At 39.2% G+C, this 22,108-nt stretch carries 27 protein-coding genes and 8 tRNA genes; 28 read left to right on the forward strand and 7 right to left on the reverse strand.

What is annotated here, in order from left to right:
* Positions 1-134: 134 nt before the first annotated feature.
* Positions 135-1,103, forward strand: coding sequence for a rhodanese-related sulfurtransferase (locus ACIFPW_RS17780; protein WP_194221563.1), 969 nt, complete (start codon positions 135-137; stop codon positions 1,101-1,103).
* A 35-nt stretch (positions 1,104-1,138) separates the two neighbouring features.
* Here the strand turns inward: ACIFPW_RS17780 and ACIFPW_RS17785 are convergent, their stop codons facing one another.
* Together ACIFPW_RS17785 and ACIFPW_RS17790 are read right to left on the reverse strand one after the other, a co-directional pair.
* Entirely contained in the window at positions 1,139-2,002 is an 864-nt protein-coding gene (locus tag ACIFPW_RS17785; RefSeq protein WP_430246278.1) for a hypothetical protein, read from the reverse strand.
* Positions 2,003-2,019: 17 nt separating this feature from the next.
* Positions 2,020-3,090 carry a toxic anion resistance protein gene (locus tag ACIFPW_RS17790; RefSeq protein ID WP_430246280.1) on the reverse strand — a complete coding sequence of 357 codons (1,071 nt, stop codon included), beginning with the start codon at positions 3,088-3,090 and terminating at the stop codon, positions 2,020-2,022.
* Positions 3,091-3,305: 215 nt separating this feature from the next.
* On the opposite strand from ACIFPW_RS17790, the gene ACIFPW_RS17795 reads away from it, so the two are divergent.
* The 18 genes from ACIFPW_RS17795 (at position 3,306) to ACIFPW_RS17880 (ending at position 10,671) form a co-directional block, all read left to right on the forward strand.
* On the forward strand, positions 3,306-3,548 hold the full coding sequence (locus ACIFPW_RS17795; protein ID WP_430246283.1) for a glutaredoxin domain-containing protein: 243 nt from the start codon (positions 3,306-3,308) through the stop codon (positions 3,546-3,548).
* 39 nt (positions 3,549-3,587) lie between these two features.
* On the forward strand, positions 3,588-4,739 hold the full coding sequence (locus ACIFPW_RS17800; RefSeq protein ID WP_430246285.1) for an acyl-CoA dehydrogenase family protein: 1,152 nt from the start codon (positions 3,588-3,590) through the stop codon (positions 4,737-4,739).
* A 141-nt stretch (positions 4,740-4,880) separates the two neighbouring features.
* Positions 4,881-5,495 carry a cell wall hydrolase gene (locus ACIFPW_RS17805; RefSeq protein ID WP_430246288.1) on the forward strand — a complete coding sequence of 205 codons (615 nt, stop codon included), beginning with the start codon at positions 4,881-4,883 and terminating at the stop codon, positions 5,493-5,495.
* Between the two features lie 74 nt (positions 5,496-5,569).
* Positions 5,570-5,965, forward strand: a complete 396-nt coding sequence (locus tag ACIFPW_RS17810; protein WP_430246290.1) for a kinase-associated lipoprotein B — start codon at positions 5,570-5,572, stop codon at positions 5,963-5,965.
* A gap of 99 nt (positions 5,966-6,064) precedes the next feature.
* Positions 6,065-6,967, forward strand: a complete 903-nt coding sequence (locus tag ACIFPW_RS17815) for a rhodanese-related sulfurtransferase (RefSeq protein ID WP_430246292.1) — start codon at positions 6,065-6,067, stop codon at positions 6,965-6,967.
* Between the two features lie 58 nt (positions 6,968-7,025).
* The gene (locus tag ACIFPW_RS17820) at positions 7,026-7,781 is read left to right on the forward strand and encodes an NRDE family protein (RefSeq protein ID WP_430246294.1); all 756 of its coding nucleotides are present in this window, start codon (positions 7,026-7,028) and stop codon (positions 7,779-7,781) included.
* A gap of 128 nt (positions 7,782-7,909) precedes the next feature.
* The gene (locus ACIFPW_RS17825; protein ID WP_194221572.1) at positions 7,910-8,065 is read left to right on the forward strand and encodes a hypothetical protein; all 156 of its coding nucleotides are present in this window, start codon (positions 7,910-7,912) and stop codon (positions 8,063-8,065) included.
* A 197-nt stretch (positions 8,066-8,262) separates the two neighbouring features.
* Positions 8,263-8,338 (forward strand) — tRNA-Val (locus tag ACIFPW_RS17830).
* A gap of 29 nt (positions 8,339-8,367) precedes the next feature.
* Positions 8,368-8,443, forward strand: a tRNA-Thr gene (locus ACIFPW_RS17835).
* A 5-nt stretch (positions 8,444-8,448) separates the two neighbouring features.
* Positions 8,449-8,533 (forward strand) — tRNA-Leu (locus ACIFPW_RS17840).
* A gap of 8 nt (positions 8,534-8,541) precedes the next feature.
* Positions 8,542-8,618: transfer RNA gene (locus ACIFPW_RS17845), tRNA-Arg, on the forward strand.
* Between the two features lie 4 nt (positions 8,619-8,622).
* A tRNA-Ala gene (locus tag ACIFPW_RS17850) sits at positions 8,623-8,698 on the forward strand.
* A gap of 19 nt (positions 8,699-8,717) precedes the next feature.
* Positions 8,718-8,810 (forward strand) — tRNA-Ser (locus ACIFPW_RS17855).
* Between the two features lie 5 nt (positions 8,811-8,815).
* Positions 8,816-8,889 (forward strand) — tRNA-Gly (locus ACIFPW_RS17860).
* Positions 8,890-8,896: 7 nt separating this feature from the next.
* A tRNA-Glu gene (locus ACIFPW_RS17865) sits at positions 8,897-8,971 on the forward strand.
* Between the two features lie 124 nt (positions 8,972-9,095).
* Positions 9,096-9,422, forward strand: coding sequence for a transporter (locus ACIFPW_RS17870; protein WP_194221573.1), 327 nt, complete (start codon positions 9,096-9,098; stop codon positions 9,420-9,422).
* 326 nt (positions 9,423-9,748) lie between these two features.
* The gene (locus ACIFPW_RS17875; RefSeq protein WP_430246297.1) at positions 9,749-10,390 is read left to right on the forward strand and encodes a YpjP family protein; all 642 of its coding nucleotides are present in this window, start codon (positions 9,749-9,751) and stop codon (positions 10,388-10,390) included.
* 53 nt (positions 10,391-10,443) lie between these two features.
* Positions 10,444-10,671: a hypothetical protein gene (locus tag ACIFPW_RS17880; protein ID WP_430246299.1), complete on the forward strand. Its 228-nt coding sequence runs from the start codon at positions 10,444-10,446 to the stop codon at positions 10,669-10,671.
* On the opposite strand, the gene ACIFPW_RS17885 is transcribed toward ACIFPW_RS17880, so the two are convergent.
* Complete coding sequence (locus tag ACIFPW_RS17885; RefSeq protein ID WP_430246301.1) at positions 10,646-10,813, reverse strand: hypothetical protein; 168 nt, start codon at positions 10,811-10,813, stop codon at positions 10,646-10,648. The two genes, ACIFPW_RS17880 and ACIFPW_RS17885, sit on opposite strands and share 26 nt — an antisense overlap.
* A gap of 49 nt (positions 10,814-10,862) precedes the next feature.
* The gene (locus ACIFPW_RS17890; RefSeq protein WP_226613011.1) at positions 10,863-11,099 is read right to left on the reverse strand and encodes a YuzB family protein; all 237 of its coding nucleotides are present in this window, start codon (positions 11,097-11,099) and stop codon (positions 10,863-10,865) included.
* A gap of 192 nt (positions 11,100-11,291) precedes the next feature.
* Between ACIFPW_RS17890 and trxB the strand changes: the two genes are divergently transcribed.
* Positions 11,292-12,233 (forward strand): thioredoxin-disulfide reductase, encoded by a 942-nt coding sequence (gene trxB / locus ACIFPW_RS17895; RefSeq protein ID WP_430246303.1) that lies wholly within the window; start codon positions 11,292-11,294, stop codon positions 12,231-12,233.
* Between the two features lie 34 nt (positions 12,234-12,267).
* On the opposite strand, the gene ACIFPW_RS17900 is transcribed toward trxB, so the two are convergent.
* The gene (locus ACIFPW_RS17900) at positions 12,268-12,711 is read right to left on the reverse strand and encodes an Hsp20/alpha crystallin family protein (protein ID WP_194221578.1); all 444 of its coding nucleotides are present in this window, start codon (positions 12,709-12,711) and stop codon (positions 12,268-12,270) included.
* Positions 12,712-12,861: 150 nt separating this feature from the next.
* Here ACIFPW_RS17900 and ACIFPW_RS17905 point away from each other — a divergent pair, with 150 nt between their 5' ends.
* Both ACIFPW_RS17905 and ACIFPW_RS17910 read left to right on the forward strand, forming a co-directional pair.
* Entirely contained in the window at positions 12,862-13,656 is a 795-nt protein-coding gene (locus ACIFPW_RS17905; RefSeq protein ID WP_430246305.1) for a thymidylate synthase, read from the forward strand.
* Positions 13,653-14,135, forward strand: coding sequence for a dihydrofolate reductase (locus ACIFPW_RS17910; protein ID WP_430246307.1), 483 nt, complete (start codon positions 13,653-13,655; stop codon positions 14,133-14,135). The genes ACIFPW_RS17905 and ACIFPW_RS17910 overlap by 4 nt, the downstream gene beginning before the upstream one ends.
* Positions 14,136-14,180: 45 nt before the next feature.
* Here the strand turns inward: ACIFPW_RS17910 and ACIFPW_RS17915 are convergent, their stop codons facing one another.
* Entirely contained in the window at positions 14,181-15,014 is an 834-nt protein-coding gene (locus ACIFPW_RS17915; protein WP_194221581.1) for a YitT family protein, read from the reverse strand.
* Between the two features lie 154 nt (positions 15,015-15,168).
* On the opposite strand from ACIFPW_RS17915, the gene ACIFPW_RS17920 reads away from it, so the two are divergent.
* A complete protein-coding gene (locus ACIFPW_RS17920; RefSeq protein ID WP_430246310.1) occupies positions 15,169-15,834 on the forward strand; it encodes a GntR family transcriptional regulator in 666 nt (221 codons plus the stop codon).
* A 36-nt stretch (positions 15,835-15,870) separates the two neighbouring features.
* On the opposite strand, the gene ACIFPW_RS17925 is transcribed toward ACIFPW_RS17920, so the two are convergent.
* Positions 15,871-16,191, reverse strand: coding sequence for a 2Fe-2S iron-sulfur cluster-binding protein (locus tag ACIFPW_RS17925; protein ID WP_430246313.1), 321 nt, complete (start codon positions 16,189-16,191; stop codon positions 15,871-15,873).
* 166 nt (positions 16,192-16,357) lie between these two features.
* Between ACIFPW_RS17925 and ACIFPW_RS17930 the strand changes: the two genes are divergently transcribed.
* From ACIFPW_RS17930 to ACIFPW_RS17950, 5 genes are all read left to right on the forward strand, one after another.
* Positions 16,358-16,789 carry a DUF2203 domain-containing protein gene (locus ACIFPW_RS17930; RefSeq protein ID WP_430246315.1) on the forward strand — a complete coding sequence of 144 codons (432 nt, stop codon included), beginning with the start codon at positions 16,358-16,360 and terminating at the stop codon, positions 16,787-16,789.
* Positions 16,790-17,123: 334 nt separating this feature from the next.
* Complete coding sequence (locus tag ACIFPW_RS17935) at positions 17,124-19,010, forward strand: ABC-F family ATP-binding cassette domain-containing protein (protein WP_430246317.1); 1,887 nt, start codon at positions 17,124-17,126, stop codon at positions 19,008-19,010.
* A gap of 336 nt (positions 19,011-19,346) precedes the next feature.
* Positions 19,347-19,673 (forward strand): hypothetical protein, encoded by a 327-nt coding sequence (locus ACIFPW_RS17940; RefSeq protein WP_430246319.1) that lies wholly within the window; start codon positions 19,347-19,349, stop codon positions 19,671-19,673.
* A gap of 603 nt (positions 19,674-20,276) precedes the next feature.
* Positions 20,277-21,155 carry an AraC family transcriptional regulator gene (locus ACIFPW_RS17945; protein WP_430246321.1) on the forward strand — a complete coding sequence of 293 codons (879 nt, stop codon included), beginning with the start codon at positions 20,277-20,279 and terminating at the stop codon, positions 21,153-21,155.
* Between the two features lie 171 nt (positions 21,156-21,326).
* Positions 21,327-22,108: DUF1835 domain-containing protein (locus tag ACIFPW_RS17950; protein ID WP_430246323.1), on the forward strand; the 782-nt coding region annotated here is incomplete at its 3' end.

The following is a 22,108-nucleotide window of genomic DNA, read 5'->3' on the forward strand; positions in this document are numbered from 1 at the left end:
CGAAGGAGCTAACGGAACTTATATGAAAATGGAAAGCACACTCTTTGCATTTCTTGAGAATTTTATTATAATAATATTTTGGAACGGAAGAGTGACTGGCCACACGGTAACAGTGAAATAAAGGAGATAGAAGTATGAATAAAGACTATCGCGTATTATTGTTTTATAAATATGTACAAATTGATCAACCGGAAGAATATGTAGAAGAGCATCTTGCCTTCTGTAAGGAGCACAACCTGAAGGGAAGAATTCTAATTGCGGAAGAGGGCATTAATGGCACTCTTTCTGGAACAGTAGAAGAAACGCAGCAATATATGGATATGATGCATGCGGATGAGCGCTTTGCTGATTTGTTCTTTAAAATTGATGAAGCGACTGAACATCCATTTAAAAAAATGCATGTTCGCTTTAGATCAGAGCTAGTGACACTTAGACTTGATGATGATCATAATCCGAATGAAGTTGGCGGAAAGCACTTGAAGCCAGCAGAGTGGCGCGAAGCGATGCAACAGGATGATGTGATTATTCTTGATACCCGAAATGATTACGAGTATGATGTCGGTCATTTCCGTGGTGCCATTCGACCAGATATTAAGAATTTCCGAGATCTTCCTGAGTGGGTTCAAGAAAACCTTGCAGACCAAAAAGATAAGAAAATCCTAACCTACTGCACAGGCGGGATTCGCTGTGAAAAGTTCACTGGCTGGATGGTTAAACAAGGTTTTGAAGATGTTAACCAGCTTGATGGTGGAATTGTTACTTATGGTCAGGATGAAGAGACGAAAGGTGAACTATGGGATGGACAGTGCTATGTGTTTGATGGCCGAATAACTGTTCCGATTAATCAAAAAGACCACACTGTGGTCGGTAAAGATTACTTTACGGGTGAACCTTGTGAACGCTATGTTAATTGTGCAAGGCCTGAATGTAATAAGCAAATTATTACATCTGAGGAGAACGAGCATAAATATTTACGAGGCTGTTCACATGAGTGTCGCACATCGCCACGTAATCGTTACGTAGCAGAGCACGGATTAACTCAAGAAGAAGTCGATGAGCGTTTGCAAAAACTCATGCAGGAGCATATCGGGCAAGAAGTATAATCGAAAAAGCTAGCTGTCCATTTGACAGCTAGCTTTTATTTGTCATATCTTATTTTGTTTACTTTAAGAAGGTGATCTACCTTGGAGAGACGGTGCTTTTCAATTTTCTCCATGTATTCATGAAGCGCTAACTCCATCTGACAAAGAGCTTGAAACAAATCGCGATGGCGTAATTCTTTGTTTTCTTGTGAAAGTGCGATATATCCTGTAAGTAAATCTGGCAGTTCAGTTGAAAGCATTCTCTTCACAATATGACGTTCTTCAAGGTCAAGCGGTTCAAGTTCGGGTGAGATTTGCTTGAATAATTGAATGAGTCTAACTGTTCTAGAATGAATAACCCCGTTGATTAACGAATGTGTCGAAATTCGTTCAAGCCGATTAATCTGTTCCTTCAAGAGGGGATCAATTTCCTCTGTTTCTGATTGGGAAGCAATGGATCCTAGTAACGCTAAATCTAAAAGCTTCATTCGTTGAAAAATTCCTGTGAAAAATGGTGATCGTTTTATACTGCGTTTGATGATTCGACCTCGATCATTTATGAGAATGGTACCTTGTTTACATTTACCTGCGTCTTTTTTCTCAATGATTTGTCGTTCCCATTGGATAAAAAACTTCTTAGGAGTTGACGTTCTGTTTTTTTGACTATCATATCCAGAGAAAAGGATGAGATTTCGCCTGATTTTTAAATAAATCGTAAAACCTCTCTCAGTACGCTTCCATTTTTGTGGCTTATTCTCCGAAGGATCGAGTTTATCTATAAATTCATCTAACAATTGTTCAGCATATGAAAGGAAGCTTGTGGTGCTCGCATCCTGAAGAAGTGATGCTTCCACCGTTTTAAATTGCGGTGGTAAAAGCTTTTCAAGCCACTGGGGTTCAGAAGAATCGAAAAGCCCCATGCCATTACCTCCTATCGTCAAAGTCGATCGGCTGCCTCAGAGAGCTGTTTCTGCCTCTCTGTTGAGCTATCTAATTTGGATTTCATTTCTTTATTTAATTGATCCATTTCTGTTATAAACTTCTTCCCACTATCGATAATACGTACGTTTGATTTTTCTGTTAAATCAATGGCTTCAAACACATCTTGATAAGCTTTGCGGAAGGATTCAATCGCAATCGCTGGCTTTTCAAGTGTTTTAACCGTTTCTTCTGTATTTTGTTTCAGCATCTCAGCGTTTTTCAGAAGCATCGATTCGGTTGCCTGGTTCACATTTTGTACAGCTGAAATCACTTTTTGTTGGTTTCCGAGAGCCAGCTGAATGGAAGCTGTTACGGTAATGATGTTTTTGGTCATCGTCACTGCATTAAAAATAGCTTCTTCTAGCTTTTCGTTGTTTTCCATGATCAAATCAACCGATGCCATGGATTGTCTTAAGACCATGACAGCCTGTGACATATTTTTCACTCGGCTAACGACTTTTTGTTGAGCCTTTTGTAGGGGAAGAGGGTTCTCTTTCCATTCGTCTTTAGCGGCTTCCTCCTCAAGCATCGTCATAAGCGTCTGACCTAGCTCCATTTGATCTTCCAGTCCGACAATGCGGTCTTTTGCTACATCCTTTAGTTCTTTTAACATAACATTATCTTCTTGTAGCTTATCTTTACCAGTTAAAAGTGATTCAACAATAACTTCTACTTGGGATTCGACCGTTTTGTATTTCTTCGCATATTGCTCGACTTCGTTTCGCCCCATTACTCGATTTAGCAGTTTATTGAATTTACTCTTTTGCAAATAAGAGGGCTCTAAGTCTGAGACATGCTCTCTGAGTTTGTGTAAGTTATCAGGTAAGTCGTTATTCGGTTGGTCAATCATTCCCTTTACAGGACGCTTCAATGCTTCAAGGGATTCCCCAGCGTTGCGCTGGGCATCTTCACCAAGCCCTGATAATGACTGGAGAATCTTATCTGTATCGTCTTCATGATAAAAGCTTTGAATGATCTCTTCAGCCTTTTCACGTTGTGAGTTGATTTTCTCAGGTTGATTACTCATATATGTCACTCCTTCAATTGAATGAATTCGTTAAATTATTCTTCTATCATTCTATACGATTAGATTTCGTGAAAAGTTTCAAAACACCTTCAGCAAAACAATTCCCTTTGAGTGAATCGAGCAAACTCACCTAACTGAAATAGTTGAAAGATGCAAAGTAGGGTGGTATGTTTTAAACGGAATTACTTGTAAATTAGTGATAGGAAGTGAACAAAATGAAAAAAGTCAAATTGTATACACAACCGGCATGTCCACCATGTGAGTTTGTGAAAAATTATTTTCAAATGCATGAAGTGAAATATGAGCTACTAAACATAAAAGAAAACGTTGCTGCGCGCAATGAATTGATTCATGATCACGGTTCTATGTCTACCCCAACGATTGTCATCGACGGCGAAGTCATTATTGGATTTGAACAGGAGCGTATTGATGAACTTCTGAATATTCCATCATCTTGATGATAGATTAATGACTTTGGTGAAAGAGGGTGTCTTAGAATGATTGATAAATTTGTTCGAAATGAGCGTGATCATAAGCTGCTCGAATTAGCTAATAAACATCGAGCAGAACTTAAGGAGAGTGCCACACATATTGATCAGGAAGCGTATATTCCTGATTCCATTATAGCAAGTATGAAAGAATCAGGCTTTACTTCACTTACGATCCCTGAAGAATTTGGAGGTGGTGGTCTTTCTCTTTATGAGCTTGTCCTTGTTCAGGAAGAGCTTGGTAAAGGAGAAGGGTCTGGTGCGCTATCACTCGGCTGGCATCTAGGAGTACTTAAAGATTTAAGCGATCGAAGGCCATGGAATGCTTCAACTTATGAAAGGCTTTGTCGTCATGTTGTGGATGGTACGCTCATAAATCGAGCTCAAACAGAAGAGGAGACAGGTGACCCAACTCGAGGTGGTATGCCTGCTACGATCGCGACTGCGGTCGAAGGAGGATATAAAATAACTGGTCGAAAAACATTTACAACATTAAGTCCTCACCTTAATCAAGTGATTGTCAAAGCAACGTGCGAAGGTGTCCCTACAGATTTCTTAGTGTCCATGAGTCAAGAAGGTGTAGAACTTGAAGGGACTTGGGATGTGCTAGGCATGAGAGGTACCCGTAGTGATGACCTTGTATTGACTGACGTATTTGTTCCTTCTAATGCGCTCCTTGAAACTTATGATAAAAATCGGAAAACAGCTTCATTACCTCCGGCCTGGTTGCTCCATATTCCCGCTGTATACATGGGAATAGCAGAGGCAGCACGGGAAGAGGCAGTTCAATTTGTGTCTTCTTACCAACCGAACACACTTGATGTGCCACTAAAAGATGTACCGCACATTCAAGATAAATTTGGACGAATCGGACTTTCATTAATGGCAGCACGTCATTTTCTATATTCGGTTGCAGAGCAGTGGGATCGTTACCCAGAAGAGCGGATGAACATGCAGGGACAGCTTTTCGCTGCCAAAACGCAAGCAATGAACGCTGCACTGGAAGTTGTTGATCTTTCAATGCGTATTGTAGGAGCACGAAGCTTAATGAAGAAGAATCATCTGGAACGACTTTATCGAGACGTTAGAGCGGGGCTTCACAATCCTCCGAGTGATGAATTATCGTTACAAGTTCTTGCAATGAAGCAATTTCAAGACTAATTATCTTACTCCTTCCCTTTTGGAAGGAGTTTCTTTTTGTTCTCATATGTGGAAGACATCCCTGTGACTCCCTATTGAAAGGGACCTGTCCTTCCTCTATCCTTTATGGCGTGGCAAAAAGCTACTGAAAGGATGAGATATATGAACAAAACGATCATTGCTATGATGATGATGAGCCTCTTTTTTGCTCTGTTTTCTGCACAAACTCATCAGGTAGCGGCCGTATCATTGATGAAAGTAAAGCCTAAGATTGAGAATGAGGTTAATGAAGAAGTTGTATTAAACGAAACTTTATCTGAACCAGAAACGAAACAGGAGGTTGCCTTATTGCTTAACCTTCCTGTTAAAAATATGAATGATGTTAAGAAAGTAACAAAGGATCAATTTACTGTATCGAACTATTCTGTAGAAGAAATTGAAATGTTGGCCAAATTGGTTAATGGAGAAGCAAGAGGTGAATCGTTTGAAGGGAAAGTAGCGGTAGCTGCTGTAACAGTGAATCGAACACTTTCTGCAAGATTTCCAAATAGCATTAAAGAAGTGATTTTTGAAAGTGGTGCTTATACTGCAGTATCTGACGGTCAATATGATCAAAAGCCAGGAGCAGAATCATATAAGGCTGTCTATGCGGCCCTTAGTGGTAGAGACCCAAGCTCAGGAGCTTTGTTTTATTACAATCCTGATATTGCAACAGACGATTGGATTCGTACAAGGCATATCATCAAAGAGATTGGGAAACATGTCTTCACAAGATAAAATCCTCCTGATAAAGGAGGATTTTATGATATCATCGACGTGTACACACAGTTAGATGAAGGAGTGAAGCGACTATGTCAGAGAAAAAAACGTTTCAGCCAGGAGAAATAGTAACGGCAGGTTATAAAACGGGGAGATATATTGGAGAAGTCGTCGATATGAAGTCCCCCAAAGCTGTGATTAAAGTTCTTGCTGTCATCAAGCATCCAACTCAGGGAGACCTTCATAATCCCAAACAGCTCGATGTTCCTCTTTTTCACCAGCGAAAAGCGTTAGCCCAATTCGAGAAAGCGCTCGTTCCAATGTCAGCCATTAATCATTACGAAGGAAATATTCCTGATTATCATGATTCACTCAAGGAAGCGCTTGAAACACAATCCGCAGAGCTCAAGCACGAAGGCGGAAGATGGGCCGAAGCATCTCTTATCGAAATCGAAAAGCTTAAAGACGACTACTTCCCATCAAGGTAATCTTCTTTACATCAGACTTCGAATCCGGTAAGATATAGTATTGATTTAGGCTCTTGGATTAGAGCTTGATTGAAGAAGACGTAAAGGGTGGTTTTTGATTTGCAATCAGAAGCTTCAGCATATCAAGTGCTGTTATATTATCAATATGTAGAAATAGAAGATCCGGATTATTTTGCTCGAAAGCATCTTAAGTATTGTCAATCACTCAATTTAAAAGGTCGAGTCCTTGTAGGCAAAGAGGGCATTAATGGAACGGTTTCAGGAACCGTTGAGGATACTGAGCGCTACATGGACGAACTAAAAGCAGATGAACGCTTTCGTGATATGGCTTTCAAAATTGATGAAGCAGAAGGTCATGCCTTTAAAAAGATGCACGTACGTCCGCGCGAAGAAATTGTTTCACTAAAGCTTGAGGAAGATGTAAACCCGAAAGAAATAACCGGGAATTATCTTGAGCCAAAGGAATTTATGGAAGCATTAGAAGATGATGATGTAATTGTTATCGATGCACGAAATGATTATGAGTACGATATTGGTCATTTTCGCAATGCAATTCGTCCTGATATAAAGGCTTTTCGTGATCTTCCAGACTGGATTGAACAAAATCTTTCGGACCAAAAAGATAAGAAAGTACTAACTTATTGTACAGGTGGAATTCGCTGTGAGAAATTTTCTGGTTACTTAATGAAAAAAGGTTTTTCCGACGTTTCACAGCTTCATGGAGGAATTGTAACGTATGGTAAAGACCCGGAGGTACAGGGGAAATATTTTGATGGCAAGTGCTTTGTATTTGATGATCGTCTTGCTGTTAATGTAAACCGTACCGATGAAGATACAGTTGTAGGGAAATGCTATCATTGTGAGGAGCCAGCAGATACTTATATCAATTGTGCTAATGTACAGTGTGACAAGCTTCACATCGTCTGTGATTCTTGCAAAGATGAGTATAACCATTATTGTTCTTCTGCATGTGAAGAAGAAGTTCGTATGATCCAATCGTAACGCAGCGGCTAACGCTGCGTTTTTTCTTACAGTGAAACAAGAGAGGAGGCGCGTTAAGATGTGCTTAATTGCTGTAGCTCAAAATGTTCATCCTACATACCCATTTATACTCGTAGCCAACCGAGATGAATTCTACGAGCGTCCAACAAAACCTGCGAACTATTGGGAAGATGTACCAGAACTACTTGCGGGGCGTGATTTAAAGGCTATGGGAACATGGCTAGGGGTTACAACAAACGGAAGAATTGCAGCCCTTACGAATTATCGAGAAGCGAATGAGCAGCCTAAAAGTCTATCAAGGGGTGATCTAACGGCCGATTACTTACGTGATCATCAATCCCCATTATCATACCTAGAAATGGTTCGACAAAAGAAAGATCAGTACAATGGATTTAATTTAATCATAGGAGATTTTAAGAGCCTTTATTATTATTCAAACCGGCAGGATCAAATTTCAAAACTAGAGAACGGTGTTCACGCTGTAAGTAATCACTTACTGAATACGAGCTGGCCAAAAGTTGAGCAGCTTAAAGAAGAATTAAAACACTATTTAAGTGCAGAAAAGAACCTCGATCAAAATCGTCTTTTTGAAATGCTTTCTCATGCTGAGCCTGCACCTGATTATTTATTACCACAGACAGGCGTGCCGATTGAATGGGAAAGGATGCTTTCACCCGTTTTTATTAAGTCGGATCATTACGGAACGAGGGCGCAAACTGTTATTATGGTTTCACAAAATGGAGAAGTTACTTTCGTTGAGAGGTCAGGAGAAGATCAGGAAAATTATTACCAATTTAATTTTGATGGAGCATAATTGCGCTCTAAGTGAATAAATTATGTGTTACCTGTAACTTTTGCCGATAGATCGATGGTGAAAAAGAATCGGGTTTAACAACAGAAAAATAGGGTATTGAGAATTATTACTTATGAGGAGGGGTTTTTTTGAAAAGAAAGCGTCACTATGTTGAAGATCAGCTTTTGCGGGAATCAACCGACATGAAAGAGTACCGAAAATATGATTCTGAAATGGTGACTAAAAAAAGACCAATACTCCGCCAAAATAAAAAGAAAAAACCACTTATTCAAACGCCAGTATAAGCAGGGGAGAGCGCTCCCTGCTTTTTTTCTATGTCAAAAATAGAGTGCTTAACTATGGGGAATAATTTTTTTGTGAAAAAGGGTTGTGTTTTTTTGGGGTCGGTGATAAGATAGGTCTTGTCCTTGAAAAAACACATTGAAAAAAGTGTTGACGAGGCAAAAGAAGATATTGTATAATAATGAAGTCGCTGTTTAATGGAGGATTAGCTCAGCTGGGAGAGCATCTGCCTTACAAGCAGAGGGTCGGCGGTTCGAGCCCGTCATCCTCCACCATTTATTTTTGATGACTTTCATTAAATTATGCCGGCCTAGCTCAATTGGTAGAGCAACTGACTTGTAATCAGTAGGTTGGGGGTTCAAGTCCTCTGGCCGGCACCACACATGCGGGTGTGGCGGAATTGGCAGACGCGCTAGACTTAGGATCTAGTGTCTTACGACGTGGGGGTTCAAGTCCCTTCACCCGCACCATAGAATATGCGCCCGTAGCTCAATTGGATAGAGCGTCTGACTACGGATCAGAAGGTTAGGGATTCGACTTCTCTCGGGCGCACCATATTGGGGCCTTAGCTCAGCTGGGAGAGCGCCTGCCTTGCACGCAGGAGGTCAGCGGTTCGATCCCGCTAGGCTCCACCATATATATTTTCATGTTTTTGGAGGAATACCCAAGTCTGGCTGAAGGGATCGGTCTTGAAAACCGACAGGGGCTTAGTCGCCCGCGGGGGTTCGAATCCCTCTTCCTCCTCCATCTTTGCGGGTGTAGTTTAGTGGTAAAACCTCAGCCTTCCAAGCTGATGTCGTGGGTTCGATCCCCATCACCCGCTCCATTTTTTTGGCCCGTTGGTCAAGCGGTTAAGACACCGCCCTTTCACGGCGGTATCACGGGTTCGATTCCCGTACGGGTCACCAACTAAATTTCCATAGACTTTTTGACTCAAGCATACTCAAAGAGATGCTTTTTTGTTGTTTTCAATTCGGTACGTCTCATCAGAATACAGCATACAGTGACTGTATAAGAGAGGGGATGGACCGAATGTATTATGAAGAACATGAGCACATTGCTTATCATTATGACAACACAGATGCCTACCGTCAGCAACCCGTAGCTCCAACATCGAGCCCACCAGCATCACCGCCTCCTAGACCACAGTCAGCACAAGCTGGAACATTTGCTGTAGATCCGGGATCCATTAGAAGGTGTATGTATCGGTTTACTTATATTTGGATGAGAGGCGGCAATTCATTTTGGTTTTGGCCAGTTTATGTAGGGCGTACTTCTGTTTCAGGGTTTCGCTGGACCGGTAGAAGGTGGGTGTATACAGGCATAAGTCTGAGAAGAATTGATATGTTTACTTGTTAATAGATGGAGCGCTTACATGAAGCGCTCTTTTTTAAAGGCTCTTTCGTAGCCATTGTTGCTATAGTGGGTGAATTTTCGCTCAGGGATGCTCGTTTTTCGCGGGGCAGGCGGTTAGCATCCTTCCGCTCCAATCAGCGAAGTTTAGTGTTTAATTCAACAATTGTTTCGAAAGCAACAATCTTTTAAAAAAGAGCCTTTTTGAATGAAAAGCTTCGTTACCATAGCCAAATGAAAATTAATGAAAAATCGTCTAAACTTCTGGCTTTTTTGAGAAGATCATGCGAGAATGATACTAACTATTGATCTTCGAAAGTCAGGTGCACATAATGAAATTCCCTCTTTGGATGAGAAAGTTATTTGTAGCATTTGTTGCTGTTATTACGCTTGGAACTGTGGTTCCTACTGGATATCTAGCAGATGACAAAACAGAGTCATCAGAAAATTATCAAGAAGAAAACCATCTTCTTATTGAGCCGAGGGACGAGCCTGATAAGGCGATAGAGCCTCTTGTTGATCAGTATGATTGGCCCATCATAGCTCAGGACGCTTCTTCTTCTGAACTCCTGACGCATTTTGTAAGCTATGCAAGCAATCAATCCGAGCAACTCGGGCTAACAAAATTCGGTGAAACGATCTCAACTCGAGTCGGTAACGAGTATCGAGATGCAATTGTACCTAAAATGACAGAAGCGATCGCTACCTCAGTGGAAAATCTGGATGAGGATACATTAAGGTCACTTCGTTTGACGGACAACCCTTCTGGTGGATACGGAGAACGTATTCTTCATGTATATAATCAACAGAGTGGGGAAGACTTATTGCGTTTTCATGTGAGAAGAGATCATCCCCCACAAGATGGCTATTGGTTTAATTTTCATTACCATGCAGCGAATGATGATTTTGAAGAACATTATGAAGTAGGTAAGATTTATTGGGATAAAAACACTCCGCCTAAGTGGCTCTCGTAAGAGAGGTGCGCGGGGTGTTTTTGGTTGGAGATTAAGGGAGGATCACAACATAGATGGAACTTGTACAATGTATTAGAGATGTTTTCGAAGAAGAGCCTTTAACCGGCTCAGAAAGTGTATTGAATCGTAAATTATTTAAGGAAGGTCATTTCTATCCAGTTTATAAAGATGAGCATCATAGCTGGATTACGCTTGATGATGAAGGAGAGCAGCATATTATTGCTACCGGCACCTCACTCAATGAAGACTTCTGGTTTACTTTTCGGTTTCGCATAGCATAATAAAAAGCCGCATAAAGCGGCTTTTACTTTTTTTAGGGCGCGCATTTTGCGGGCCTCTTTTTTTATTCATAAGAAGAGCGTCTTCGCCTTCTTTTTCACCTTGCACACCGGCTTTCGGATCATACGCGTTTCGATTTTTCATGTAAGCTCCTCCTCTAATTGGATTCACTTATTAGTATGTCCAAATTCGGTTAAAACATCGGATTTTCTTCGATGAACTGGTAGACGTTATCAACTAGCTCATCGGGCGTTTCGGCAGTAACGCGCTCGCCGTTAACGAGACAGTAAATATCCTGGCTACAAAGTGTGCAGTGACCAAGACAAGAATATTCGAGCACATCAAGATCTGTATCTTTTTCTAGTTTTTCCATTGCTTTATGTGAACCGCTCGAAAGATTGCTCATGCAGAATTCAACTATTGGATTCATCTTTTATTCACCTCGGGTTTTCCTTACTATTACAAGACTGTTTCTATTCTATCAAGAAGGTGTGAAAATGAACAACCATTTGCATAAGATCAAGAAACAAATTGATGGATACCCATATAATTTGTAAGAGAAGGGTTTATTTCTATATAATTAGGAAAAATAACATAATGAAGTCGATAGAGGAGGGTCATTATGCATAAAGCAGTTATTGTAGGAACAGGACCAGCGGGTTTAACAGCAGCCATTTATCTTGCGAGGGCTAATATGGAGCCGCTCGTCATTGAGGGACCGGAACCTGGTGGTCAGCTTACGTTAACAACAGATGTTGAGAACTTTCCCGGTTTTCCAGATGGCGTTCTCGGTCCAGAATTGATGGAAAATATGAAGAAGCAGGCGCTTAGGTTCGGCGCTACAATTGAGCGAGGATGGGTGAAGGATATTGATTTTAATGAGCGTCCCTTTAAATTAAAAACAGATACTCTCGGGGATATTATGGCGGAGTCTGTTTTGATTTCGACTGGTGCTTCAGCAAAGCTTCTAGGTATACCAGGAGAATCAGAGAATATGGGTCGAGGTGTGAGTACATGTGCAACGTGTGACGGCTTTTTCTTCCGTGGTAAAAAAATCGTTGTGATTGGTGGAGGAGACTCAGCTATGGAAGAAGCGACTTTCTTAACGAAATTCGCTTCAGAAGTTACTGTTCTTCACAGGAGGAAAGAACTTCGCGCATCAAAAATTATGCAGGAGCGTGCTCGCTCTAATGATAAAATTAGCTGGAAGCTGAATGCTTCCCCGCTAGAGGTTGTAGCAGAAAACAATAAAGTGAGCGGTATTAAAGTAAAGAATAGTGATACGGGAGAAGAGGAGTTCGTTAAGACAGATGGCATATTTGTTGCGATTGGCCATCGTCCAAACACTGATTTTCTCGCGGGTAAAATTAATATGGATGATAAAGGTTACGTTCAAGTAGAACCAGGAACGACAAAAACGAATGTCCCTGGTGTATTTGCATGTGGAGATGTACAGGATTTCACTTACCGTCAAGCGATCACAGCAGCAGGCACAGGGTGTATGGCGGCTATGGATTGTGAGCGGTTCCTTGAAGGAAACGCCTTTATAGACTGGAGTATGTAAGAAGAAAAAGCGCAGGCCTTGGCCCTGCGCTTTTTTAGTCGATGTTAATATAATTCGAATCGGTACGTATGCGATCAGATTTGGGTATTTTAATTTCTAGAACACCATTTTCGTATTTTCCTTTCACATTTTTCATGGAAAAGTGAAAGGGAAGCTTAATGGTGCGACTAGTACTTGAATAGGATCGTTCTTGTTTGTAATATTTTTGTTTATCGTTTCGTGACTCATGAAATTCTTTAGATTCAATGGAAATCCGGAGACCATCTCCAAGTGGTTCCACTTTAATTTGCTCCTTTGTGATACCAGGTAACTCTGCTTCAACAATAAATGCATCCTCCGTTTCATAAAGATCAACCCGAAACGACTGAGCTGGTAGAAGATTCGCAAATGGCTCTTTAAAGAAATCATCAAAGGTGTTCATCCAATTTTGAATAGCAGGGTCTTGAAACAGTTTGGGCAATTTATCGCCTTTCGCCATGGTTATTTCATCCTTTCCAACATTTCTGTTATACAGTATGTTTGCCCAAGGAAAATGTGCTTTTTGGCTGTTTTTTACATACAATTCGCAAGTTACTTCTCATCTTTCTTCATGTTACAATGGTCATTAGAGAATTGAAGGAGGAGTACGATGAAGACTTATTTGCAGCTATGCGAAGAAATTTTACATAACGGAACTAAGAAATCTGATCGGACAGGAACGGGGACGGTCAGTGTATTTGGACATCAAATGAGGTTTGATTTACAAGAAGGTTTTCCAGCTTTAACTACCAAAAAACTTCACTTAAGATCAATCATTCATGAGCTTCTTTGGTTTTTAAATGGAGACACCAATGTAAAGTATCTTCAGGATAATGGTGTGCACATCTGGAATGAATGGGCTGATGAAGATGGTGAGCTTGGTCCAGTTTATGGTCATCAATGGCGCTCGTGGACGGGCGCGGACGGATCAACCGTTGATCAAATTGCAAAAGTAGTTGAGCAAATTAAAACTAACCCGAATTCAAGAAGAATGATTGTAACAGCATGGAACCCTTCAGAAGTCGATAATATGGCTTTACCTCCATGTCACTGTCTTTTCCAGTTTTACGTTGCTGATGGGAAGCTTTCTTGTCAGCTTTATCAACGTTCTGCTGATGTGTTCCTTGGGGTGCCTTTCAATATCGCTTCCTACGCGCTTCTCACAATGATGATGGCGCAGGTGTGTGATTTAGAGCCAGGTGAATTTATTCATACGCTAGGTGATGCACATATTTATAACAATCATATTGAGCAGGTCAACCTTCAGCTCACTCGTGAACCTAGAGACCTTCCAAAAATGAAAATTAATCCAGACGTGAAATCAATTTTTGATTTCTCATTTGATGATTTTGAGTTAACGGATTACAATCCTCATCCACATATTAAAGGAGAGGTGTCGGTATGATATCATTTCTTCTAGCAATGGATGAAAAGCAGTTAATTGGGAAAGACAATGATCTGCCTTGGCATTTGCCAGCTGATCTCGCTTATTTTAAACGCATGACGACTGGAAAATCGATCGTTATGGGAAGAAAAACATTCGAATCAATTGGCAAAGTGTTACCCGGCCGTGAAAATTATCTAATTACTAGAAAAGACCTGGAATATGAAAAGGTTACTGTACTGCATTCTGTAGAGGAGTTTCTGGAACTTTCAAAGCGTGAAGAAAAAGATTGGTTCGTTATAGGTGGCGCTGAAATCTATCGTCAGCTGCTTCCGCATGCTGATCGCCTGTACATTACTGAGATTCATGAATCGTTTGATGGAGATACTTATTTTCCCGATTTCTCTCAAGATGATTGGAAAGAAACTTCGCGCGAAAAACATTCAAGTGATGAGAGAAATAAACACGCTTTCGATTTTGTCGTTTACGATCGTAACTAAAAAAATCCCCCGGTGAAATGCTTTTCACTAGGGGGATTTTTGCTTTTATGTTTTAGGAAATGTAAATCCTTCTCCAAAAACATCTCTCACGTCATGCACAACGACAAAAGCTTTATCATCGACTTTTTGAATCATCTTTTTAAGAAGGAAAAGCTCCTGTTTATTAATGACAACGTATAAGATGTCTTTTGATTCATTTGAATAATGTCCGCGAGCATTAATAACCGTTACGCCTCGGTCCATTTCTTCACTTACTTTCTCTGCAATGGCAACAGTACTTTGAGAAATAATCGTTACGGCTTTACGCGTATCAAATCCGTCAATTAAATAGTCCAATATTTTTGTGCTAATATAGATGGAAATTCCGGTATACATCGTATTTTCGATCCCGATGACGACGGAAGAGCCGAGTACAACGAGAATATCAAAAACAAACATCGATGTACTTACGCTCCACCCAAAGCTTTGGTTAAGCATACGGGCAACAATTGTAGATCCACCAGTAGTACCACCTGAGCGGAGAACGAGACCGAGACCAATCCCGATGAAAACACCTGCAAAGACGGTTCCGAGCATAATATCAAGCGGCTGACCCATTCCTTCAGTTAATTGTATAAATAATGAGCTAAAGAAGATCGCAAGCATCGTATACCAGGTTACTCGTTTATTCAGTACCTTATATCCAATGGCTAAAAGCACAGCGTTCATAACAAAGTTTGTAATCCCTGGTGACCAATCAAGAATATAATAAAGCGTCATCGATATGCCAGTTACGCCGCCTTCACCTAGTTCGTTTGGAATCGCAAACCAGTTCACACCAAGCGCAAAGAATAACGATCCGATAATAATTAACGTTATTTCTTTTCCAGTATTGTTCATGTCATCACTCCGTTCTGTTCCTCAATACGTAGGATAATATATCATAGTGGTTGAAACTGGACAAGATTGTTCAACAATATTGTTCGAAAGAAATGTGACTTCCTTTTTTTTATGTTAAAATAATGGAAAATAGAGTATGGGCGGGTCTTAAGACATGCGTAAAGAAACAGTTGAACAAAAAGTGTATCAACTAATAAAAAATGCGATATTAACGAGACAAATCGCTCCTGGGAATCAGCTGTTTGAAAGTGCTATTGCTGCTAAAGTCAATGCTAGTAGGACGCCGATTCGAAGTGCTATTACGAAACTGGAAGCAGAGGGTCTTGTGACTGTCGTTCCGAATAAAGGAGCATTTATCGTTCAACCGACGATTGATGAAATGATTCAGGCTTTTGAATTGAGAAAAGTTTTAGAGGACATGGCGATCCGTGAAGGGTACGCAAAAATGGAAGCTTCTGATATCGAGCGGTTAAAATATCAGACTGAGGAGATGGGAAAGGCGTTTAAAGAAGGGAACATTCTCTTATATCATGAACAAAATAAGGCGTTTCACCTTGTGATGGCTAAAGCGAGTGGAAATCGTTATTTGATTGATTTTATGGAGCAAATTTTAAATCAAATCACCATTTATATGGTGCTGTATGATGTTTTTAGTGGTAATGATGAGAATGATACTGTCGAACATAATAAAGTGATTCAACTACTAGAGGCGAACGATGAGGAAAGTATTCATAACGTTATTACAAACCATCTTGAGAATAGTTTAGCAAAGCTTCAGGAAGATAAGCTAAATTATCAGTCACTGACAACACTATTTTAATAAAGACGAGCTAGGTAAGCTCGTCTTTGTTTTTGCTTATTCAGCAGGTCTAGGTCCAGCATCAAGGCCAGAGCTTTCAACAGTCATCGCAGGCTTCACTTCGCAGTTGCCGTTAACACGAACCTGACAGGAGAGGCGTAGTTTTTCTTCCACGCCTTTTTTCTTAAACGCTTCCTCTTCAATTTCAGTTAGTTCTCCAAATTCTCCATCCACCACTTCTACACGGCAGGTGGTGCATTTTGCGTTCCCTCCGCAGCGATGAAGAACATGTACCCCGTTATCTTCAAGAGCAAGTGCTAACTTAGTTCCTTCTTCTACTTCAAACGTTCCGTGATCTGGTACAGTAATTTTAGCCAAAGAAATTCCTCCTTTATGAAATGGTTCCCCTTACATCCTCTATCATATCCGAATTTCAACTCTCTTTGAAGAGCATTGTTCCGATTGTAAAAATTCGTCGAATAATGGTTAAAGAAAGTGGGTAAGGGTAAAGAAGTAGTAGTAAAGACGAACCAGGAGGAGAAACATGGAAAAAAAGTATTTTACTTTAGAAGAAGCGAATCGTTTGTTGCCAGTGTTAAGGAGAGAGCTTGCCGGACTTAAGCGCCTGAAAATTCAATTTAGCGAACATTACGATCAGATTGAACAGCATAAGAAAACGCTTCTTTATCGTCACAAAACAAAAGTTGACGAAGATATCCTTTTCAAAAAAGAGGCGCGGATGGAATTTATGGAGTTAGAAGCACAAACGTTTATTAACAATATCATGACTCTTGGAGTAGAAATCAAGAATGTAGATGAAGGATTAATTGATTTTCCTGCAATAATCAATGGAAAAGAAGTATTACTGTGCCGGAAAGAAGGAGAAGAGGAAGTGTCCTTTTATCATTCAGATCTAGGTGGATTTAATAAACGAGAACCGATTGAAAACATTATGAAAGAGGAGGAGCAGGGCTGATGTAGATCAGCTCTTTTCAAAAAAACATAATTAAATTTCAATTACCGTATTAGTATAGAATTTTAAAAATAGCTCACCTTAAAGAGTAGGGAGGTGAGTTCATGAAAAACCCAAAACAAACTCATAAGCATGATACCGAATTTGCAAGCGAGCTAGCAGCTGAACAAAATAACAATAAAAAGCATAAGAAAAATAAGCAGCAAAAAAAGAATGCTTAATAAAAAGGAGCTCTTAGCGGAGCTTCTTTTCTTTATCTTATTAGTAGATCAGTTCCCTTCTTTCTCTAAAACAGTTAAAATAGGAAGCAGACTAAAGAGAGAAAAGGATGAGTATCATGAGCTTATTACAGGCTGAATTAATCACCAAATCATATGGAGAGAAAACACTATTTGATGGGATATCTTTTTCACTCGAAGAAAAGCAGAGAATCGGTTTAATTGGAGTAAACGGCACAGGGAAATCCTCTTTGCTTAAAATTCTTGCGGGCATCGAGTCGATGGATAGCGGTAAACTGCACCATGCGAATCAGTTCCATGTAGAGTACTTGCCTCAGGACCCGGTATTTGTTGAGGAAAAAACAATCCTTGAGACGGTTTTTGATAGTGATGTGCCGTTATTTAATACGGTAAGAAAATATGAAGAAGCGCTGCAGAACGTAATGAACTTTCCTGAGAAAGAAGCGACACAAGAGAAGCTCATTCAGGCACAGGAAGAAATGGATCATCTTCAAGCGTGGGATTTTAGTACCCAAGCTAAAACGATTCTAACAAAGCTTGGGCTTACTCAGTTTGACGCAATGGTGAATGAATTATCAGGGGGTCAACAAAAACGTGTTGCACTAGCGAAAGCATTTATAAATCCAGCAGACTTATTGATTCTCGATGAGCCCACTAACCATATCGATAATGCAACTGTTGAATGGTTGGAACAATACCTGGCCAATTACTCTGGAACTCTATTGCTTGTTACGCATGACCGGTATTTTCTTAATCGTGTAACAAACCGCATTTTTGAACTGGATAAAGGACGATTGTTTGAATATGATGGGAATTACGCTACATTTCTTGAACAGAAAGCGATGCGTGAAGAACGTGAGGCGAAAGAAGAAGATAAACATAATAAATTACTAAAAAGTGAGCTAGAGTGGTTAAAAAAGGGAGCGAAAGCTAGAACAACAAAACAAAAAGCACGTAAGCAAAGAATCGAGAAAATGAAGGAAGAACCAGGACGAACGACAGAAGGAAATGTCGATATGGCATTAGGGGCGAGTCGTCTAGGTAAGAAAGTAATTGAAGCTACGGATATATCAAAAGTGATCAATGGTCGAACGTTAACAGACCAATTTAACTATCTTGTTCTCCCACAAGACCGAATTGGCATTATTGGACCGAATGGTTCTGGCAAAACGACGCTACTTAATATGCTTGCTGGTCGAATCGCTCCTGATTCAGGTCACGTTGATATTGGTGTAACAGTTAAACCAGGTTTCTACACTCAACAAAATGAGGGGTTAGATGAATCGCTTAGAGTAATTGAATACATTCGTGAAGGTGGAGAGGAAGTTCGCCTCCGTAAGGGCGGAACCGTATCAGCATCTCAAATGCTTGAGCGCTTTCTATTCTCACCTGATATGCAATGGACATACATATCCCGATTATCTGGTGGAGAGAAAAGAAGATTATATTTGCTTCGTATCTTAATGGAAGAGCCTAACGTTCTTTTCCTAGATGAGCCTACGAATGATTTAGACGTTCAGACACTTGCTGTGTTAGAAGATTATCTTGCCGAATTCCCTGGAGCTGTTATTACCGTTTCCCACGATCGTTATTTCTTGGATAAGATGGCAGAGCAGCTTTTCGTTTTCGATGGTGACGGAAAGATTGACCACTATTATGGCTCCTACTCCGATTATCTTGATGTATTGAAAAAAGAAAAAGAGCTTGAAGCTATGGAGAAAAAGCAATCAACTCCAAAAACAGGAGATACAATCGAGAAACCAAAGCAAGTGAAACTCTCTTACAAAGAAAAGAAAGAATGGGAAACGATTCAGGACACTATTGAGAAAATTGAACAGCGCATTGAAGACGTTAAAGTTGAAATAGCAGAATCAGGAAGCGATTTTGCCAAAGTAGATGAGCTTTATAAAGAAGAACAGGCTCTAACGTTAGAATTGGAAGAAAAAATTGAACGTTGGTCTGAGCTCTCAGAGAAAATGGAATAGTAGAAAATCCCACTATGTACTAACGAGTTTTGTGAGATTCACACACCAAAAAAATTATGTAATCAAACCTAAAGCCACTCCTGAATTTCAGGTGTGGCTTTTTTGGTCTGCTAACGTTTTTTTAGGTTCTCGAAGTTTAATTCACTTACTTATCAATTAACAGGTTGATATATCTGCAAGCAATCGTGCAGACCTGATAGGAGTGAGGATTAGGGAGTGAATTGAAAAAGGGTTTGATTGGTTATTTATGTTAATATTGAAGTTGAATTAAAGTAGGTATTCAAGTTAAGGGCAGCATTGTTGAACAGTAAGCAATGAACAATAAGGGGGTAAAAAATGGATTGGGACACAATGCCTCGTTGGTTTTGGGTAGTATATTACTTGTTTTTATTAACAACATTAGGAACAACTATATACAGCGTTGTGAAAATGAAAATGAAAGGTTTGTCAATTGTAGCCATTTTGTTCACTGTTACAATTCCAATAATTGTCCTCATAAATAGTATTGGTAGAGCAGAAGGAATGAATGAGTTTGAACATTTAGTTAGTCAATTACAACAAGGTGCTTTATGGTCATATTTCACAAGTATAGGTTATTTATTTCTATTATTATGGTGGGTTTTGTTCCTATTCAAAAGCAGAGTAAACTACACTTCTTATTAAATTAATTCGAAGCTTATCTGTAATTAGATAAGCTTCTTTTATCTGGAATTAAAGATTGGGTTACGCGGATATTTTTGAAATAATTAGTATGTGAATTTTGGAATTTAAATACGTCGATTTACTTGCCTATCCGTAGAATGGATTTAATCAGTAGGGGGAATTTGGGTGAATGAAAGGTGAAAGTTGAAGTTCTTATATTTGTAATAAGCATACTGTTAATGCCTTATTTTTTGTTCGAACTCTTTAATGACATTAGTAATCAAGCAGGAATTATATCGCTAATCTCTTCAATTTTTATGTTGCTATTGTTAATTTTCTCTTCAAGTCTTATTGTAAGTCATTGGAAAGAGAAAAAGGAGACGGCAAAGAAATTTTAAAAGAAAATGAAAAGTTATTAAGCAATCTCGGAGCAATTCAAGAACAATGGTGTATAACTATGTAGATGAAAGAATAGAACTAACTTAACCGCTTGTTTTAATGGGGACAAACCAATTTCAAAAAGAATGAAATTAAAATAGAAATTAACCCTACAAATTGGTGCACAAAATGTCGGATGCCTAGAGTAAACTCCTGTTATTCTATTGATGAAAGGAGGTCATATGAATGGATTTGCTTAAGGATATGAATACCGCAATGAAGTTTATCGAAGAAAACCTTACTAACGAAATAGACTACAAAATAGTGGCAAGTTTGGCTTATTGTTCCGAATATCATTTTAAAAGAATGTTTTCTTTTCTTACAGGAATTACGTTATCCGAATATATACGCCGTAGACGACTTAGTTTGGCGGCATTTGAGCTTCAGAATAGTAATGTAAAAGTTATCGATGTGGCGATGAAATATGGATACAATTCACCGGACTCCTTTACAAGGGCTTTTATAAATTTACATGGCGTCACACCAACAGAAGCAAGAAACAAAGGTAAGCAATTAAAAGCATATCCATTCATGACCTTCCAATTATCAATTAGAGGAGGAAATGAAATGAACTATCGAATCGAACATAAAGAAGCATTTAACATTGTTGGTATTATGAAACGAGTTCCAATTGTTTTCGAAGGAGAAAATGTGGAAATAGCTGCGATGTGGAAATCCTTGACTCAGGATAAAATAGAACGATTAAAAAATCTCTCAAATGTTGAACCTAATGGGATGATTCAAGCATCTAGTAATTTTTCAGAAGGACGTATGGAAGAAAAAGGGGAACTTGATCAATATTTAGGAGTAGCAACAACCCAAGAATGCCCCAAAGATTTTACTAAACTTGAAGTGCCTGAATTAACCTGGGCGATATTCGAATCAATAGGTACATTCCCTGATACTTTACAAGAAACATGGGGGAGGATTTATTCAGAATGGTTTCCAGCTTCCACCTATCAAGTAACAGAAGGACCTGAAATCTTGTCAATTAAAAGTAAAGATTTGACTTCTTCTTCTGTAAAAAGTGAGATTTGGATTCCAATTATGAAAAATAGTTATTGAAAATATCACTGAGCTGTTTTGGCAGCTCTTTTTTAAAATTTATTTACAGATATCTTCAAATAGTTAACTATAGGGGGAAACCAAGAATATCCCTTCTTCTGCTAAATCGGAGCTTTTGTGTAATAAGCTAAGTTTAATTATTAATGAAGAAATGGGATGGAGGCGACTAGATTGATTGATGAATTTAAAAGAATCGTAGAAAGTTCTACCGAACAAGAAGTGAAATCATTGTTATTTCAAATTTTATTGCGAATTAATATGGTTGAGGAAGTAGAGCAATATTCTGATACACAATTGGTGAAGGATTTGAAAAAGTCTTGTAACTCGTTTCTGGAGTATAAAACAAACCAAATCAACAGGGAAGGTGTAACCCGGTATCAAGCAGTTCATATAGTTTTTGGTGCTTCTCTTTCAGGAAGTTTAAACATAGTTTTAGAAAAAATGAAGTTAAAGGATACCGAAAAAATCATTCCCTTTTCGGATTTGTTATCTATTGGTCCAGTGTGGCGTTTACATGAAAAGAATGGTCTTAGAAAAAGGTATGAATGGTTAAAGAACCATATAAATTTTGATGATGAAGATATAGATAATTATCAAGAGAATTTCAACGATACGACTTTAAAGATTAGCGCTATCCCTGAAAATACGCCAATTATTATCTGGACGGGTCATAACGCACATGAACAAACAGCTCTAAGGTACGTTCTCTATCTTTTAAAAGAAAAAACTAATGATGTATCTTTAATAAATACAACTACAAAATTCAAAGATTTATTCGATACAACAGATACGAAATATACTTTGTTACATACAGGAGAAATTTCACCTGAGAAATTAAAGTTGATTTATAAAAACAATAGGAAGATTTCGCCGTTGTCTCAAGAGGAAAGGAAACAATTTGAGGAGGAATGGGTAGCGTTATCTACTAAACAGGAAGTTCTTAGGATTTGGAA

Source organism: Pseudalkalibacillus sp. NRS-1564, from assembly GCF_050467905.1.
GTDB lineage: Bacteria > Bacillota > Bacilli > Bacillales > Guptibacillaceae > Guptibacillus > Guptibacillus hwajinpoensis_B.